Here is a 17,541-nt window from a genome sequence, read left to right on the forward strand (position 1 = left end):
CGGAGCCGTCCGTGGCGCCCGCAGGCCGGTCAGCCGCGCAGGACGACGAGGTCGTCGCGGTGGACGACCTCCCGCTCGTAGGCGGCGCCGAACTCCTGGGCCAGGTCGCGGGTGGACCGGCCGAGCAGGCGGGGCAACTCCCTCGCATCAAAGTTGACCAGTCCGCGCGCCACGATGTGGCCGTTTTCGGCAAGAAGGTCCACCGGATCACCCGCGGCGAACTCGCCGTCCACCTTGGTGACCCCGGCCGGCAGCAGCGAGGCGCCCCCGGAGACCACCGCCGCGACCGCGCCCTCGTCCAGGTGCAGGGCGCCGCGCGGGCTGCTCGCGTGGGCGAGCCAGAGCAGCCGGTCGGACGAGCGGCTGCCGGTGCGCCGGAACAGCGTGCCGGTGGGACGGCCGGACAGCGCGTCGGCGGCGTGGCTGGCCGCGGTGAGCACCACCGGGATGCCCGCGCCGGTGGCGATCCGGGCCGCCTCGACCTTGGTGACCATGCCGCCGGTGCCGACCCCGGCCTTCCCGGCGCTGCCGATCTCGATGCCGTCCAGGTCGTGCGGGCCGGCCACCTCGGCGATCCGGCTGGTGCCGGGCCGGCTCGGATCGCCGTCGTAGAGGCCGTCGACGTCGGAGAGCAGCACCAGCAGGTCGGCCCGGACCAGGTGGGCGACGAGCGCGGCCAGCCGGTCGTTGTCACCGAACTTGATTTCGGCGGTGGCGACGGTGTCGTTCTCGTTGACGATCGGCATCGCGCCCATCGCCAGCAGCTGGTCCAGCGTCCGGTAGGCGTTGCGGTAGTGGGCGCGGCGGCTGGCGTCCTCGGCGGTCAGCAGCACCTGGCCGACCCGGATGCCGTACCGGGCGAAGGAGGCCGTGTAGCGGGCGACCAGCAGGCCCTGGCCGACGCTGGCGGCGGCCTGCTGGCGGGCGAGGTCCTTGGGGCGCTTCTCCAGGCCGAGCGGGGCGAGGCCGGCCGCGATGGCACCTGAGGAGACCAGCACCACCTCCGGGGAGTCCGGGCGGCTGCGTACCTTGGCGAGCGCGTCGACCAGGGCGTCGACGCGGTCGGCGTCGAGGCCTCCGGCCGCCGTGGTGAGTGACGAGGAGCCGACCTTGACGACGATCCGGCGTGCGGTCAGCACCTCCTCCCGCAGTGCGTCCTCGCTCATCTCGCTGTTCGCCCTTCCGGTGTGGTGCGGGTGCGGCGGGCGCGTACCCGGCCGTCACCCCCGCAATCTACGCGATCGGGGCACCGCGCCCGCAGCGTGTTTCACCGGCTGGACCCGGGCCGGTCACGGCTCCGCCACAGCGCGGCCGGTAATCCGGGCGACTGGTATGGTCCCTGACCGCAAGCCAGATCGGGGGACGGCTTCTTGCCCGCTGTACCCATGTCTCCAATCATCTTGGACGGGCAGCACCGCACGGGCAGGCCGGCAACGGTTTCGCGGGCGCGTGCCCAGGAGTAAGCGCACAGATGCGTTCGAACACCATGAAGCTCACGGTTGCCGCACTGGCGACCGCCACCGCCTTCTCGCTCGCCGCCTGCGGCCCCGACAACGCGGACGCCGCGGCCGGTGCCGGGGCGGGCGCCGGGGCCACCGCCGGAGCCGGCGCTGCGGCGGGTACCGCCGCGGGCGCGGGCGCCTCCGCGGGTGCCTCCGCCGGGGCCGGTGCCGCAGCCGGCGCAGGTGCCTCCGCGGGTGCCGCCGCCGGTGCAGGTGCCGCGGCCGGTGCCGCCGGGGGTGCCGGCGCCCCGCCGAAGGCCGCCACCGCGGTCAAGGTCGGCCAGAAGGCGACGGTGGACTTCACCGACAAGCAGAGCCAGAAGAGCGCCAAGCTGGAGGTCGCCGTCACCGGTTGGGAGACCGGATCGGTCGAGGACCTCAAGGCCGCCAAGATCAGCACCACGGGTCTGGACGGCCGCACCATCGTGTACCTCAACTACACGATGAAGAACCTGAGCGACACCACGCTCTCCTTCACCGCCCCGGACTCGAAGTTCGTCGCCTACGACCAGAACGGCAAGAACGGCATCTTCGTCATCAACGCCGCCACCCCGCTGCCCAAGTGCACGGGCGCGAAGTTCCAGGGCTTCGCGAAGGGCTCCGAGGTCAAGGGCTGCTCGATCATCTCGCTGCCCGGCAACGCCGTCAGCGCGGTCGGCTACACCGACCTGAACGACCCGCTCAAGCTCCAGGCCTCCTGGAGCAAGTGACACCGGGTCACCACGCAGACGACCCCCGCCACCTCAGGGTGGCGGGGGCCGTGCGCGTCAGGCTCAGCAGTCCGTCAGGCTCAATGGCCCGTCAGGCTCAGTGGTCCTCGTCGTCGCCCTCGATGGCCGCCTGGCGGCCGCTGGAGAGCGCCTCGAAGGCGAGGAACTCGGCCTCGGCCGCGTCCCGGCCCTTCTGCTTCTCGCGGCGGCGGTCGACCGCCGGGCGCGGGTTCTCGAAGCGGTGGTCCTCACCGCGGCGGCCGAGCATCTCGGCACCGGCGGCCATGGTCGGCTCCCAGTCGAAGACGACGGCGTTCTCGTCCGGCCCGATGATGACGGTGTCGCCCTCGTGCGCGCCGACCTTCCAGAGCCGGTCCTCGACGCCGAGGCGGGCCAGCCGGTCGGCGAGGTAGCCCACGGCCTCGTCGTTGGCGAAGTCGGTCTGGCGGACCCAGCGCTCCGGCTTGCTGCCGCGGATGCGGTAGGCGCCGTCCTCCTCGGTGATGGTGAACCCGGCGTCGTCCACGGCCGCGGGCCGCAGCACGATCCGGGTGGACTCCTCGACCGGCTTGGCGGCCCGGGCCTCGGCGACGATCTGCGCCATCGCGAAGCTCAGCTCGCGCAGGCCCTTGCGGGAGGCGGCCGACACCTCGAAGACGCGGTAGCCGCGCTCCTCCAGCGAGGCGCGGGTGAGGTCGGCGATGTCCTGGCCGTCCGGAACGTCGACCTTGTTGAGCGCGACCAGGCGCGGACGGTCCTCCAGACCGCCGTACTCGGCCAGCTCGGCCTCGATGGTCTCCAGGTCGGTGAGCGGGTCGCGGCCCGGCTCCAGGGTCGCGCAGTCCAGCACGTGCACCAGCACCGAGCAGCGCTCGACGTGCCGCAGGAACTCCAGGCCGAGGCCGCGGCCCTGGCTGGCGCCCGGGATCAGACCGGGCACGTCCGCGATGGTGTATACGGTGTCGCCCGCGGTGACCACGCCGAGGTTGGGGATCAGGGTGGTGAACGGGTAGTCCGCGATCTTCGGCTTGGCGGCGGAGAGCACCGAGATCAGCGAGGACTTGCCGGCGCTCGGGTAGCCCACCAGGGCCACGTCGGCGACGGACTTGAGCTCCATGACGATGTCGCGGGCCTCGCCGGGCTCGCCGAGCAGCGCGAAGCCGGGCGCCTTGCGGCGGGCCGAGGCCAGCGCGGCGTTGCCGAGGCCCCCGCGGCCGCCGGCGGCGGCGACGAAGCTGGTGCCGTGGCCGACCAGGTCGGCCAGGACGTTGCCCTGCTTGTCCATCACCACGGTGCCGTCCGGCACGGCGAGCACCAGGTCCTGGCCGTCGGCGCCGGTGCGGTGGCCGCCCGCGCCCGGCTTGCCGTTGGTGGCCTTGCGCTTGGGCGAGTGGTGGTACTCCAGCAGCGTGGTGACCTGGGCGTCCACGGTGAGGATAACGCTGCCGCCCTCACCGCCGTTGCCGCCGTCCGGCCCGCCCAGCGGCTTGAACTTCTCACGGTGCACGGAGGCGCAGCCGTGGCCCCCGTTACCCGCGGCGACGTACAGCTCGACGCGGTCCACGAAGGTGGTCATGGGGGTGCCTCCAGTGCGAAGTCAATGGGTCTACCTGCGGTAAAGCCGAAGGGTGGACCGGAACATTCCGGCCCACCCTTCATTGTGAGTCTTGTCGGACTCAGGCCTCGGTGGCCACGATGTTGACGACCTTGCGGCCGCGGCGGGTGCCGAACTGCACGGCACCGGCGGTCAGCGCGAACAGGGTGTCGTCGCCACCGCGGCCGACACCGGCACCCGGGTGGAAGTGGGTGCCACGCTGGCGGACGAGGATCTCGCCGGCGGAGACGACCTGGCCGCCGAAGCGCTTCACGCCGAGGCGCTGGGCGTTCGAGTCACGGCCGTTGCGGGTAGAGCTTGCGCCCTTCTTGTGTGCCATCTCGCTATCCCCTTACTTGCTGACGGAGTCGATGCTCGTGATCCGCACAGCGGTGTGCTGCTGGCGGTGACCCTGGCGGCGACGGTAACCGGTCTTGTTCTTGTAGCGCAGGATGACGATCTTGTCGCCCTTGGTCTGGTCGACCACCTCGGCGTGAGCCTTCACGCCGGCCAGCACCCACGGGTCGGAGGTGACAGCGTCACCGTCGACGATCAGGATGGTGGAGAGCTCCACCGAGTCACCCGGCTTGGCCTCGATACGGTCGATCTCCAGCACGTCGCCGACGGCGACCTTGTGCTGGCGGCCGCCTGCGCGAACGATCGCGTACATGCGGTACCCCATTTCTAACTCGGTCGGAGCTCCTGATGCCAGCCGCCTGGGTACGGACACAGGGGCCTCTCCCGGACTCCGTGAGGGGCCCGGAAGGTGAAATTGCTCGGGAGCATGGCGTAGACACGCCGAGGGTCAAGAATACGGACCGGCCGCCACGGGGGCAAACCGGACCGTACGGCCCCGGGGGCGGGCGATCGCCCGCCCCCGGGACACGGGCACTACTCGGCTGCCGGTTCACCCTCGGCGGCCGCGGCCTTCTTGGCCGCCGCGCTGGTCCGCTTGGTCGCGGTCTTGCGGGCGGTGGTCTTCTTCGCGGCCGCCGTGGTCTTCTTGGCGGCCGTCTTCTTGGCGGCGGTCTTGCGCGCGGCCCGCTTCTTCGGCGCCGGCGCCTCCTCGGCGGGTGCCTCGGCAGCCTCGACGGCCTCCGCAGCGGCCTCGACGGTCTCCGCAGCGGCCTCGGCCGGGGCCTCGGCGGCCGGCTCGGCCACGACCGCCTCGGCGGCCTCCACCGGAGCCTCGGCAGCAGCCTCGACGACCGCCTCCGCCGGAGCCTCGACCGGCGCCTCGGCGGCGGCGAAGGCCGCCTCCAGGGCCGCGTCGGCCCGGGCCTGCAGCACCACGATCTCGGCCTCGGCCGGCGCACCGGCCGGAGCCGTCGCCTTGCGCACCGCCCGGCGGCGGGTGCGGCCGGCGGGCGCCGCGGCGGCGGCCGGGATCTCCACCAGGCTCGGCTGGGCCGGGACCTCGGCGACCGGCTCGGCGACCGCAGCGGCCTCGGCCGGAGCCTCGGCGGCCGGCAGCGCCTCGACCGTCTCCTCGACCTCGACCTCCGCCGGGGCCTCGACGACCGCCTCCGCGGCCTCGATCGCCTCGACGGCCGCCTCGGCGACGGCCTGCGGCTCCTCGTTGGCCGCACCGCCCTTGCCCCGGCGCCGGCGCTTGCCGCCGCCCGAGCCCGCCTCGCCGGCCGCGGCGGTCTGGCCGCCGGCCGCGTGGACGTGGGCGCTCGGCTGCTCCATGTGGACGATCACGCCGCGCCCGTTGCAGTGCACGCAGGGCTCGGAGAACGACTCCAGCAGGCCCTGGCCGACCCGCTTGCGGGTCATCTGCACCAGACCCAGCGAGGTGACCTCGGCCACCTGGTGCTTGGTCCGGTCACGGCCCAGGCACTCCAGCAGGCGGCGCAGCACCAGGTCCCGGTTGGACTCCAGCACCATGTCGATGAAGTCGATCACGATGATGCCGCCGAGGTCGCGCAGCCGCAGCTGGCGCACGATCTCCTCGGCCGCCTCGATGTTGTTCCGGGTGACCGTCTCCTCCAGGTTGCCGCCCTGGCCGACGAACTTCCCGGTGTTGACGTCGATGACGACCATCGCCTCGGTGCGGTCGATCACCAGCGAACCGCCGCTGGGCAGCCAGACCTTGCGGTCCAGCGCCTTCATCAGCTGCTCGTCGATCCGGTAGGTGGCGAACACGTCCACCTCGGAGGTCCACCGCTGGAGCCGCTCGGCGAGGTCCGGGGCCACGTTGGACACGTAGTCGTGGATGGTGTTCCACGCCTCGGTGCCGGAGACGATGACCTTGGTGAAGTCCTCGTTGAAGATGTCGCGGACGACCCGGACGGTCATGTCCGGCTCGCCGTACAGCAGCGCCGGGGCGTTGCCGCTCGCGGCCTTCTTCTGGATGTCCTCCCACTGCTGCTGGAGGCGCTGGACGTCGCGGGTCAGCTCCTCCTCGGAGGCGCCCTCGGCGGCGGTGCGCACGATGACGCCCGCGTCGTCCGGGACGATCTTCTTGAGGATCTGCTTCAGCCGGGCGCGCTCGTTCTCGGGCAGCTTGCGCGAGATGCCGGTCATCGAGCCCTCGGGCACGTAGACCAGGTAGCGGCCGGGCAGCGAGATCTGGCTGGTCAGCCGGGCGCCCTTGTGGCCGATCGGGTCCTTGGAGACCTGCACCAGCACGGACTGGCCGGACTTCAGCACCGACTCGATCCGGCGCGGGCCGCCGTGGCCGCCCAGCGCACCGAAGTTGACCTCGCCGGCGTAGAGCACGGCGTTGCGGCCCTTGCCGATGTCGACGAAGGCGGCCTCCATCGACGGCAGCACGTTCTGGACCTTGCCCAGGTAGACGTTGCCGACGTACGAGGTGGCCTGCTCCTTGTTGACGTAGTGCTCAACCAGCACGCCGTCCTCAAGGACGCCGATCTGGGTGCGCTGGCCGTTCTGGCGCACCACCATGACGCGCTCGACCGACTCGCGGCGGGCCAGGAACTCGGCCTCGGTGATGATCGGAACCCGGCGGCGGCCCAGCTCGCGGCCCTCGCGGCGGCGCTGCTTCTTCGCCTCCAGACGGGTCGAGCCCTTGATCGACTGCACCTCGTCCGGGTCGAACGACGGCTCGGTGGAGCGGCGGCGCGGCTCGCGCACCTTCACCACCGTGCGGACGCCGTCCTCGGTGGTCTCGGCGGCCTCGACGGCGCCGGCCTCACCGCTGCGACGGCGACGGCGGCGACGGCGGCGGGACGAGGCCAGGCCGGCGGACAGCTCGTCGTCCTCGTCGCCCTCCTCCTCGTCGGCGGCCGCGGCCGGCTCCTCGACGGGCTGCTCGGTCTCGGCGGCCTCGGCCTCGAACTCCTCGGCCTCGCCACGGCGGCGGCGACGGCCGCCCCGGCGGCGACGGCGGGACGGACGGCCGTCCTCCTCCCACTCGCCCTCGGTATCCGGACCGGCGGCGGGGGCCTCGGCGGCAGGGGCCTCGGCCGGCTCCTCCGCCACGACGGGCTTCGGGCGGGCCGGTGCCTGCACCCGCACCTGGGTGCGGGTACGGCGGCGGCGGCCGACGCCGCTGTACTCGTACTCGTCCTCCTCCGACGCGGCGGCCGGGGCGGCGGCCTCGACCGGGGCGGCCGGAGCGGCAGCGGCGGCCGGCTGCGCGGCGGGCTGGGCGACGTAGGGGGCCGGCTCCTGGAAGACCGGGGCCTGGAAGATCGCGGTGGACGGGCGGACCGCGCGGCGGCGCACCCGGTGCGGCGGCTCGGCCTCGGCGGCGGGGGCCGGGGCGGGCGCGGGGGCCTCGGCCTCGGCGGCCTCCTCCTCGGCGGGCTCCTCGGCCGGCGTCTCGGCGGCGGTCTCCTCGGCCGGCACCTCGGCGACGACCGGCGCCTCCTCGACCACCCGGCGGCGGCGGGTACGGCGGGCCGGCGCGGCCGGCGCCTCCTCGGCGGCGGGCTCGGCCGGGGTCTCGGCCACGGGCTCGGCCGGCGTCTCGACGGGCGCGGCCTCGGCGGCGGGCGCCCCGGCGGGGGCCTCGGCGCGCTTGCGGGTACGGCGGGCCCGGACCGGCTTCTCGGCCACCGGCTCGGCGGCCGGAGCCTCGGCGGGAGCGGCCTCGGCCGCCGGCGCCTCGGCGGCCTGCGGGGCCTCCGGCGCGGTGACGACGATCGAGGTGGCCTCCGGCGCCCCGGCGGGGGCCTCGGCACGCTTGCGGGTACGGCGGGCCCGGACCGGCTTCTCGGCCACCGGCTCGGCGGCCGGAGCCTCGGCGGGAGCGGCCTCGGCCGCCGGCGCCTCGGCCGGGATGACCGTCTCGGCGACCTCCGCGGCCGCACCCTGCGGGGTGCCCGCCGGGCGGGACACCGCACGGCGACGGCGGCGCGGCGGCGCGGCGGACGCGCCCTCGCCGCCGGTGGCGGTGGAATCGTTCTGTTCCGGCGCCGCAGACTGCTGCGGATCGGTGTTATCGAGCATGCGGGTGGATCTCCCGTCAGGCCCCCGGGCTCCGCATCCGGGCACGGCGCGGCACCGGTGGCCGGCCGGCATCGCGACGATGCTCGGGCCGGACCCTTTCACGGTGCCGCCGTGCGGACGCGAGGCCGCACAGGGGCTCGTAGTCTCGCTCGGCGCCCCGCGCTCGGCGGGGTGTCGAAAGTCTTCTGGTCTGACCAGTCTTCTGAGGTTTTCCCAAGCTGCGCCGTCCCCCAACCCCGGGTGGCTCCCGGACGGGGTCCTCGGGCCCACCGACCATCGGGGTCGGCGGGCCGCAAGAGGCCGGCCTGTGCTTCGACGACGCTCGCTCCCCTGGGGAGCCGCGGGGGCCTGGAGGACCAGCGGGCCCAGTGGATCACTGGACCCGGCCTCCGCCCGCTAGGCGGACGCGGTTGCGCGCGGCTCGGCGGCCGCCACAGGGCCGGCCGGGGCCGCGGCGCGGTCGAGCGCCAGCGGGTCGGTCACCGTGCCGGTCTCCTCGTCGAGCGGCCCCTGCGCCAGCCTGGTCACCTCTGCGGGGACCGGCGGCGCCAGGTCGGCCGTCGCACGGAGACCGGACAATACGTCGTCGGGTCGTACGGCGGGTGTGGCGTGTCGTACTACCAGGCGCAGTATCGCACAGGGACGGGCCGTCCGAACATCGCGGGCCCCTTCGCCCACCGTGTCCGCACCGGCGTCGACCTGCAACGGGAGGATTTCCAGCGCCGCCACGGCGCCGCGCGCGTCGAAGACCCGAACGCCGTTCTTGGTCAGGCGTTCGACCTCGACCCGCTCCTCGGCGAGGAAGACGGCGGCCGCGCGGGCCGCCTCCTCCGGCGTGACACCGTCCAGCCGGACCTGCCACTCGGAGGCCTCCAGGCGCTCCACGAAGTTCGGCGTCCGGACCTCGACCGCGTCGATGACGTCCAGCCCGTTCGGCAGCGACGCGTCCAGCTGCGCACGCAGCTGCTCCGGGTCGCGGACGTCGGCGAGGCCGATCTCCAAGTACTCCGCCTCGCTCGCCACCCCGGTCGGGGCGGCGTTGGCGTACGACACCTTCGGGTGCGGGGTGAAGCCGGCCGAGTAGGCCATCGGCACCGCCGAACGGCGCAGGGCGCGCTCGAAGGCGCGCTGGAAATCGCGGTGGCTGGTGAAGCGGAGCCGGCCGCGCTTGGTGTAGCGGAGACGGATCCGCTGCACCGTCGGCGCGGGCGGCGGACCGTCGGGCGTACGGCGTGCCAGGGTCGCTCAGTCCTTAGTCAGTTGTCCCCGTCCGGTGCGGCGGTCGTGCGCCACTGTCCGGACTCTGTCACCTCAAAGGGTACGCGCCCGCACACCCCGCTCGCTCCGCCCCTGCTCGGGCCCCTGCCGCCAAGACCGGGGGCCGGACACGCCGATGCCCCCGCCGGAGCACTCCGGCGGGGGCATCGGGAACGGGCAGCGGCTACTTGACCACGGTCAGCGGCAGCAGCTTCTTACCGGTGGGGCCGATCTGGATCTCGGTCTGCATCTGCGGGCACACGCCGCAGTCGAAGCACGGGGTCCAGCGGCAGTCGTCGACCTCGACCTCTTCGAGGGCGTCCTGCCAGTCCTCCCACAGCCAGTCCTTGTCGAGGCCGCTGTCCAGGTGGTCCCAGGGCAGCACCTCCTCGTAGGTGCGCTCGCGGGTGGTGTACCAGTCGACGTCGACGCCGGTGCCGGCCAGGCCCTTCTCGGCCGAGAGCATCCAGCGGTCGTACGAGAAGTACTCGCGCCAGCCGTCGAAGCGGCCGCCGTCCTCGTAGACCGCGCGGATCACGGCGCCGATCCGACGGTCACCGCGGGAGAGCAGGCCCTCGACGATGCCGGGCTTGCCGTCGTGGTAGCGGTAGCCGATGTTCTTGCCGTACTTGCGGTCGCCGCGGATCGAGTCGCGCAGCTTGGCCAGGCGGGCGTCGGTGGCCTCGGCGGACAGCTGCGGCGCCCACTGGAACGGGGTGTGCGGCTTCGGCACGAACCCGCCGATCGAGACGGTGCAGCGGATGTCGTTCTGGCCGGTGACCTCGCGGCCCTTCTGGATGACGTTCTTCGCCATCTCGCCGATCTGGAGCACGTCCTCGTCGGTCTCGGTCGGCAGGCCGCACATGAAGTACAGCTTCACCTGGCGCCAGCCGTTGCCGTACGCGGTGGCGACGGTGCGGATGAGGTCCTCCTCCGACACCATCTTGTTGATCACCTTGCGCATGCGCTCGCTGCCGCCCTCGGGGGCGAAGGTCAGGCCCGACCGGCGGCCGTTGCGGGACAGCTCGTTGGCGAGGTCGATGTTGAAGGCGTCGACGCGGGTGGACGGCAGCGACAGACCGATCTTGTCCTCGGTGTAGCGGTCCGCCAGGCCCTTGGCGATGTCGCCGATCTCGGTGTGGTCGGCGCTGGACAGCGACAGCAGGCCGACCTCCTCGAAGCCGGTCGCCTTCAGGCCGCGCTCGACCATCTCGCCGATGCCGGTGATGCTTCGCTCCCGCACGGGGCGCGTGATCATGCCGGCCTGGCAGAAGCGGCAGCCGCGGGTGCAGCCGCGGAAGATCTCGACGGACATCCGCTCGTGCACGGTCTCGGCCAGCGGGACCAGCGGCTGCTTCGGGTAGGGCCACTCGTCGAGGTCCATGACGGTGTGCTTGGACACCCGCCACGGCACGCCCGGCGCGTTCGGGACGACGCGGCCGATCCGGCCGTCGGCCAGGTACTCCACGTCGTAGAACTTCGGCACGTACACCCCGCCGGTGCGCGCCAGGCGCAGCAGCAGCTCGTCGCGCCCGCCCGGGCGGCCCTCGGCCTTCCAGCCGCGGATGAGCTCGGTGATGTCCAGCACGGCCTGCTCGCCGTCGCCGATCACCGCGCAGTCGATGAAGTCCGCGATCGGCTCGGGGTTGAACGCGGCGTGGCCGCCGGCCAGGACGATCGGGTCCTCGTCGGTGCGGTCGCGGGCCTCCAGCGGGATGCCCGCGAGGTCGAGCGCGGTCAGCATGTTGGTGTAGCCGAGCTCGGTGGAGAAGGAGAGGCCGAACACGTCGAAGGCGCGCACCGGGCGGTGGGCGTCCACGGTGAACTGCGGGACGTCGTGCTCGCGCATCAGCGCTTCGAGGTCGGGCCAGACGCTGTAGGTCCGCTCGGCCAGTACGCCCTCGCGCTCGTTGAGCACCTCGTAGAGGATCATGACGCCCTGGTTGGGCAGGCCCACCTCGTAGGCGTCGGGGTACATCAGCGCCCAGCGGACGTCGCAGGCGTCCCAGTCCTTGACGGTCGAGTTCAGCTCGCCGCCGACGTACTGGATCGGCTTCTGGACGTGCGGGAGGAGGGCCTCCAGGCGTGGGAAGACCGATTCGACAGTCATGTACTAGGAACCCTTACGACGTTGAGAGGTGTCGCGCGCATCCTGGTCCCGGTTTCGGGCGGCGGGCGACGTCTGGGAGGGGTGACCCTCAAGGGTAGCCGAATCCCGCCCGCGGCCCGGCCGGGCCGCGGGGCGTCCGGCCGCGGCGGCGGCTGTTGACAGTCCCGGACGGCCCGTGCGGTACTGGCAGGGCTCCGCCGGGAGGCCCCGCACGCCATCGGACAAGGAAGTCGCCCATGCACGACGGCACCGACACCGGCCTCGCGGGATGACCGACACCGGCCGGCGGGTGCCCCGCCGCGACAGCCCGCCCGGACCGGTCGACCGCTACCCCGCGGCGCCCCGGGCGGCGGCCGCCGCCCGCCGGCTGGCCCTGCGCCACCCCGAGCGCTGCCGGGTCCGTGAGGTGGGCCGTTCCCGGGGCGGCCGTCCGCTCGTCCTGCTCTCCGTCGACGAGGGCCCGCACGCCGTCCTGGTGGTCGGCGGCCCCCACCCCAACGAGCCGGTCGGCGTCGCCGCCGCGCTGCGCCTCGCCTCGCTGGCTCTGACCCGACCGCCCAGGCCCGGCCTGGCCTGGCACGTCCTGCTCTGCCTGGACCCGGACGGCGCCGCGCTCAACGAGGGCTGGCTCACCGGCCCGCTCACCGCCCCGCGGCACTACGAGCACTTCTTCCGGCCCGCCTTCGAGGAGCAGCCGGAGCTGCTGCCGCCGGCCGGCGGCGAGCGCACGCCGATGCCGGAGAGCCTGGTGCTGACCGGGTTGATCGACGAGCTGCACCCGTTCCTGCAGTGCTCGCTGCACGGTGTGGACTTCGGCGGGGCCTTCGTCCAGCTGACCCGGCCGGTCCCCGGCCTGGCCGAGCGCTTCGCCCGCTCGGTGGCCCGTGGCGGCGTGCCGCTGGACGTCGACTCCTACGACGCGGTCGGCTGGGACAGTCCGGCCCCGGGGGTGTACGTGCTGCCGGCGCGTGGCCGCGACGGCCTGCCCAGGGCGCTGCCGGACGACCCGGCGCGCTCCACCTGGGCGTACGCCAGCCGGTACGGCGGGGTGACGGCCCTGCTGGAGGTGCCGATGTGGGCCGTGGACTCCGTCGGCGACGCCGGCCTGCACCCCGACGTGCGGCGGTCGGTGGCGGCCGCGGCCGTCGCCCTGCGTGACCGTGCCGAGCAGCTGTCCGAGCTGCTGCCGCTGGTCCCGGCGCACGCCCGGGCGGCGTACGGGCCGCTGCTGCGCGCCGTCGAGTTCAACCTGCGCGCCTGTCCGCTGCTTGCCCGGGAGTGGCTGGCCGACTGGTGCGAGCGCCCGCTGGCGGTCTCCCGGGTGACCACGGCCCGGATCGTCGCCGAGCGGATCCCGCTGCGGGCGGCGTCGATGCTGCTGCGGCTGCTAGGCGACGCCGGGGGCCCGGCCGCGGACGCCGCCCGGGAGCGGGCCCGCGGGGTCGTGACCGGGAGCCTGGAGCGGCTCGGCCGGCTCGGCGCCCGCTGGGTCCCGGTGGAGGCCCAGGTGGCGCACCAGACCCGGGCGGTGCTGGCCGCCGCGGACTGCCTGCTGCCGTAGACCCTGTCCGGCCGATCTCGCCGGGCGCGGGACGCCGGGCGCCGATCCGACAGGACCGACCGGACGGGACCTGGCGCGGACGCCCCGGCGGCCCCCCGGGCCGGCGGCACGCGGAGGGCCCGGCGGCACGCGGAGGGCCCGGCGGCACGCGGAGGGGCCGGCCCGGGAGCGTCCCGGACCGGCCCCGCGCACCGCTCAGGCCGCTATCGGCCGCTGGCTCTGCACCGCCTGCAACAGTCCGATCGCCACCCAGGTCGCGAACATCGACGACCCGCCGTAGGAGACGAACGGCAGCGGGATGCCGGCGACCGGCATGATGCCCAGGCACATCCCGATGTTCTCGAACCCCTGGAAGGCGAACCACGCGACCACCCCGGCCGCGAGGATCGTCCCGTACAGGTCGGTCGCCTGCCGGGCGATCCGGCAGCCCCGCCAGAGCACCACGCCCAGCAGCACGATGATCGCCATCGCCCCGAGGAAGCCCAGCTCCTCGCCGGCCACCGTGAAGACGAAGTCGGTCTGCTGCTCCGGGACGAACTGGCCGGTGGTCTGGGTGCCGTGGAACAGCCCCTTGCCGGTGAGTCCGCCCGACCCGATCGCGATCCGGGCCTGTGCGGTGTTGTAGCCGACACCGGACGGGTCGAGCGCCGGGTTGGCGAAGGCGGCGAAGCGGTCGATCTGGTACTTGCTCAGCACCCCGAGCTTCCAGATCGCGATGCAGCCGCCGACGCCGGCCAGGATCAGCCCGAACACCCAGCGGTTGGCCGCGCCGGAGGCCAGCAGGATGCCCAGCACGATGACGGCCATCACCATCACCGAGCCGGCGTCCGGCATCAGCATCACGATCGCCATCGGCAGCGTCGCCCAGACCAGTCCGCGGAACACCGCCCGGTGCGAGGGGAACTCCCGCTCCCCCGCGTCGACCTGGTCGGCCAGCACCACGGCCATCGCGAGCACGATCGCCAGCTTGGCGAACTCGGCCGGCTGGACGGAGAAGCCGCCGCCGAGCTGGATCCACGAGTGCTGGCCGTTGATGGTCGAGCCGAGCGGGCTCAGCGTGGCCAGCAGCAGCCCGATCACGGCGATGTAGAGGAACGGCACCACGGTGCGGAACCGGCGGCTCCCTATCCCTATGACCACCGCGCACAGCACCATGCCGACGACCACGTTGGTGAGGTGCCGGAACAGGAAGTACTGCGGGTCGCCGTGGGTCAGCGAATCCCGCCCGCGGGTGGCCGACCAGACCAGCAGCGAGCTGCCCAGCGAGAGGACCAGGGCGGCCAGCAGCAGTATCCAGTCGATCCGCCAGAGCGGGGAGTCCTTGGCGAGGGCCTTCTTGGAGACCCCGCTGCGCTGCTGCGGGGCGAGCCGCAGCTGACGGTACGAACCGTACGAGGTCATGCCCGGCCCCTTCCGTAGCCGCGGGTCGGCTCCAGCGCGGCGTCGGCCGCGGTCAGTAGGACCGCCGGGCCGGACGGCTGCGCCGGGTCCAGGAAGACCCGCGGCGAGCCGCCGGTCACGCCCGGGTCGCCGGCGGCGGAGCCCCGGTCCACGACCGGCTTGATGATCGCGGTGCCGTCCGGGTTGAACTTCGGCAGCTCGGTCTGCGGCTTGGGCAGCAGCGCCTTGCCGTTGTCGACGTTGCCCTTGTCGTCCACGCCGTAGAGCGCCTGGTAGATCCGGCGGATCGCGTCACCCGAGCCGCCGGAGCCGGTGCCACCCTGGCTTATCGTCATCACGACCGCGTAGTCGTCGCTGTAGGTGGTCAGCCACGAGGTGGTCTGCTTGCCCTCGACCTCCGCGGTGCCGGTCTTGGCGTGCAGCTCGATCTTGCCCTGGGGCCAGCCGGCGCCGGCGAACTTCCAGGCCGCGGTACCGCTGGTGATGACACCCGCGGTGGCCTGGTCGATGTAGCCGAGCAGCTTCTGGTCGCCGGGGAACTTGGCGTCCTCGTGCGGGGCGATCTCGCGGACGAGCTCCCCGCTCGGGCTTATCACCGCCTTGCCGATGGTCGGCCGGTAGAAGGTGCCGCCGTTGGCGAGCGCCGAGTAGATCCGGGCCATCTGGATCGGGGTGACCAGCGTGTCGCCCTGGCCGATCGCGAAGTTGACCGAGTCACCGGCCCGCATCTGGTAGCCGTCGATGCAGTTCTCCTTCGCGATCAGGTCGGAGTAGGTGGTGCCGCCCTTCTCCGCCTGCTTGCACCAGGCGTCCTTGTTGCTGTCGTAGTAGGACTGCTTCCACTGCCGGTCCGGCACCCGGCCGGTGACCTCGCTGGGCAGGTCGATGCCGGTCTTGGCGCCGAGGCCGAACTGGTGGGCGGTCTTGTAGAACCAGTCGCCCGGGTCCTTCTTCGGCTTGATGCCGCCGTCCTTCATCCACTGGTCGTACGCCAGGCCGTAGAAGACGGTGTCGCAGGAGACCTCCAGCGCCTTCTCCAGCGTGATCGAGCCGAAGTTCTCGCTCTCGAAGTTCTTGAACTCGCGGCCGCCGATGGTCAGGCTCTTCGGACAGGGGTACGTGCCGTCCAGCGAGTAGCCGGCCTGCACGGCGGCGGTGGTGGAGATGACCTTGAAGGTCGAGCCGGGGGCGGACTGACCCTGTATGGCCCGGTTCAGCAGCGGGAAGTTGGACTCCTTGCTGGTCAGCGCCTGGTAGTCCTTGCCGGCGATGCCGCCCTGCCAGAGGTTCGGGTCGTACGTCGGGGCGCTGGCCATCGCCACGATCCGCCCGGTGTGCACGTCCATCACGACGGCGGCGCCGGAGTCGGCCTCGTAGTTGCGGTTGGTGACCTTGTCGAAGGTCTTGCGGGCGTCGTTCATCGCCTGCGCCAGGTTGTCCTCGACGGCCTTCTGCACCCGGGCGTCGATGCTGGTCACCAGGTTGTTGCCGGTCTGCGGGGCGACGGTGCCGGCGGTGCCGATCACCCGGCCGAGGTTGTCGACCTCCAGCTTGGTGATGCCGGCGGTGCCGCGCAGGTCGCGGTCGTACACCGACTCCAGCCCGGCCCGGCCGATCTGGTCGGCCGGCAGGTAGCGGTCCAGGCCCGTCTTGCCGGCGGTCTTGGAGACCTCCTCGTCGGTCACCGGCGAGAGGTAGCCGAGCACCTGGGCCATGTTGGCGCCCTCGGCGCCGGTGTAGTGCCGCACGGCGGTGGGCTGCGCGGTGACGCCGGGGAAGTCCTCGCGGCGCTCCATTATCTGCATCGCCTGCTGGGTGGTCGCCTCCTTGGTGACCGGGATCGGCTGGTAGGGCGATCCGTTCCAGCAGGGCTGCGGGGTCTTGGCGTCGCAGAGCCGGACCTTCTCCTGGACGTCCTTGGCCGGCATGCCGAGCACCTCGGCGAGGCGGCCGAGCACCGCCTTGCCGGCGTCCTTCTGCTGCAGCAGGGAGGTCCGGCTGACCGAGACGACCAGCTTGGTCTCGTTGCCGGCCAGGATCCGCCCGGAGGCGTCCAGGATCTCGCCGCGCACGGCCGGCTCGACCACCTCGCGGATGTGGTTGCCGGTCGCCTTGGCGGTGTACTCCTTGGCGTTGCGGATCTGCAGGTACCAGAGCCGCCCGCCGAGCGTGGCGAGCAGCGACAGCACCAGGATCTGCAGCACCACCAGACGGATCGTCACCCGCCGGGTACGGCCGGTCTCGGGGATGTTGCTCACGTCGCGTGCGCTCCAGGGTGCGGGGTTCCGGGAATCACGGGGATCACGGCGATCACGGGGATCACGGGCGTCAACGGGCCGGCGCTACGGCCGCTTGGCGAAGCCGAGCGAGCGCTTCTTCTTGTAGCCCGGACCGGCCGACGCCTCACGGGTGGTGCGGTAGCGGGCCAGCGTGCCCAGCCCCGGGCCGCCCTCGTCGTCCCCGGCCGCGGCGGCGACCGGGTCCTTGCCGAAGCGGCGCCCGATCAGCATCACCACGGGCACCACGAACGGCGCCAGCAGCAGGTCGTACAGCAGGGCGGTGAGCACCAGGCTGCCGAGGCCGACGTGCCGGGCGGCGGTGTCGCCGACCAGGGCGCCGACCATCGCGTACAGCAGGGTGGAGGCGATCGCCGCGCCGGCCACCACCAGCAGCGCGCTGGAGACCGAGCGCTGCCGGCCGTGGTCGGGGCGGAGCAGCCCGGCGGCGTAGCCCATCAGGCAGAGCACCAGGGCGTAGCGCCCGATGGCGTGGTCGGACGGCGGTGCGAGGTCGGCCAGCAGGCCGGCCGCGAAGCCGACCAGGCAGCCGCCGGTCGGCCCGTAGACCATGGCCAGGCCGACCACCACGAGCAGCAGTATGTCCGGGGTGGCGCCGGGGAGTTGGAGCCGGCCGAAGACGCTGACCTGGAGGATCAGGCCGAGCAGGATCAGCACGGCGGTGACGGGGACGCGGGCGAGGCGCATGGC

Annotated in this window: 12 protein-coding genes; 2 read left to right on the plus strand and 10 right to left on the minus strand. The window is 73.2% G+C overall.

Features of this window, described 5'->3' with window-relative positions:
• Window positions 1–29 precede the first annotated feature (29 nt).
• Window positions 30–1,166 (minus strand): glutamate 5-kinase, encoded by a 1,137-nt coding sequence (proB, locus tag RMN57_RS14015; protein WP_313763744.1) that lies wholly within the window; start codon window positions 1,164–1,166, stop codon window positions 30–32.
• 305 nt (window positions 1,167–1,471) lie between these two features.
• Here proB and RMN57_RS14020 point away from each other — a divergent pair, with 305 nt between their 5' ends.
• Window positions 1,472–2,212, plus strand: coding sequence for a hypothetical protein (locus RMN57_RS14020; protein ID WP_313763745.1), 741 nt, complete (start codon window positions 1,472–1,474; stop codon window positions 2,210–2,212).
• A gap of 97 nt (window positions 2,213–2,309) precedes the next feature.
• Here RMN57_RS14020 and obgE read toward each other — a convergent pair whose 3' ends face one another.
• The 6 genes from obgE to RMN57_RS14050 form a co-directional block, all read right to left on the minus strand.
• Complete coding sequence (obgE, locus tag RMN57_RS14025; RefSeq protein ID WP_313763746.1) at window positions 2,310–3,788, minus strand: GTPase ObgE; 1,479 nt, start codon at window positions 3,786–3,788, stop codon at window positions 2,310–2,312.
• A 100-nt stretch (window positions 3,789–3,888) separates the two neighbouring features.
• A complete protein-coding gene (gene rpmA, locus RMN57_RS14030) occupies window positions 3,889–4,146 on the minus strand; it encodes a 50S ribosomal protein L27 (protein WP_209416555.1) in 258 nt (85 codons plus the stop codon).
• A 12-nt stretch (window positions 4,147–4,158) separates the two neighbouring features.
• Entirely contained in the window at window positions 4,159–4,476 is a 318-nt protein-coding gene (gene rplU, locus RMN57_RS14035; protein ID WP_030058249.1) for a 50S ribosomal protein L21, read from the minus strand.
• Between the two features lie 221 nt (window positions 4,477–4,697).
• Window positions 4,698–8,225: an Rne/Rng family ribonuclease gene (locus RMN57_RS14040; RefSeq protein ID WP_313763747.1), complete on the minus strand. Its 3,528-nt coding sequence runs from the start codon at window positions 8,223–8,225 to the stop codon at window positions 4,698–4,700.
• A gap of 396 nt (window positions 8,226–8,621) precedes the next feature.
• Window positions 8,622–9,422 carry a TIGR03936 family radical SAM-associated protein gene (locus RMN57_RS14045; RefSeq protein ID WP_313763748.1) on the minus strand — a complete coding sequence of 267 codons (801 nt, stop codon included), beginning with the start codon at window positions 9,420–9,422 and terminating at the stop codon, window positions 8,622–8,624.
• A gap of 244 nt (window positions 9,423–9,666) precedes the next feature.
• A complete protein-coding gene (locus RMN57_RS14050) occupies window positions 9,667–11,592 on the minus strand; it encodes a TIGR03960 family B12-binding radical SAM protein (protein ID WP_313763749.1) in 1,926 nt (641 codons plus the stop codon).
• Window positions 11,593–11,860: 268 nt separating this feature from the next.
• On the opposite strand from RMN57_RS14050, the gene RMN57_RS14055 reads away from it, so the two are divergent.
• Window positions 11,861–13,153, plus strand: coding sequence for a M14 family zinc carboxypeptidase (locus RMN57_RS14055; RefSeq protein WP_313763750.1), 1,293 nt, complete (start codon window positions 11,861–11,863; stop codon window positions 13,151–13,153).
• Between the two features lie 195 nt (window positions 13,154–13,348).
• Here the strand turns inward: RMN57_RS14055 and rodA are convergent, their stop codons facing one another.
• The 3 genes from rodA to mreD all read right to left on the minus strand — a co-directional run bounded on the left by rodA (window position 13,349) and on the right by mreD (window position 17,538).
• Window positions 13,349–14,554 (minus strand): rod shape-determining protein RodA, encoded by a 1,206-nt coding sequence (gene rodA / locus RMN57_RS14060; RefSeq protein WP_313763751.1) that lies wholly within the window; start codon window positions 14,552–14,554, stop codon window positions 13,349–13,351.
• Window positions 14,551–16,812 carry a penicillin-binding protein 2 gene (gene mrdA / locus RMN57_RS14065; RefSeq protein ID WP_313763752.1) on the minus strand — a complete coding sequence of 754 codons (2,262 nt, stop codon included), beginning with the start codon at window positions 16,810–16,812 and terminating at the stop codon, window positions 14,551–14,553. The genes rodA and mrdA overlap by 4 nt, the downstream gene beginning before the upstream one ends.
• A gap of 84 nt (window positions 16,813–16,896) precedes the next feature.
• Window positions 16,897–17,538, minus strand: coding sequence for a rod shape-determining protein MreD (gene mreD / locus RMN57_RS14070; protein ID WP_313763753.1), 642 nt, complete (start codon window positions 17,536–17,538; stop codon window positions 16,897–16,899).
• Window positions 17,539–17,541 lie beyond the last annotated feature (3 nt).

It is taken from the genome of Kitasatospora sp. CM 4170 (assembly GCF_032110285.1).
GTDB lineage: Bacteria > Actinomycetota > Actinomycetes > Streptomycetales > Streptomycetaceae > Kitasatospora > Kitasatospora aburaviensis.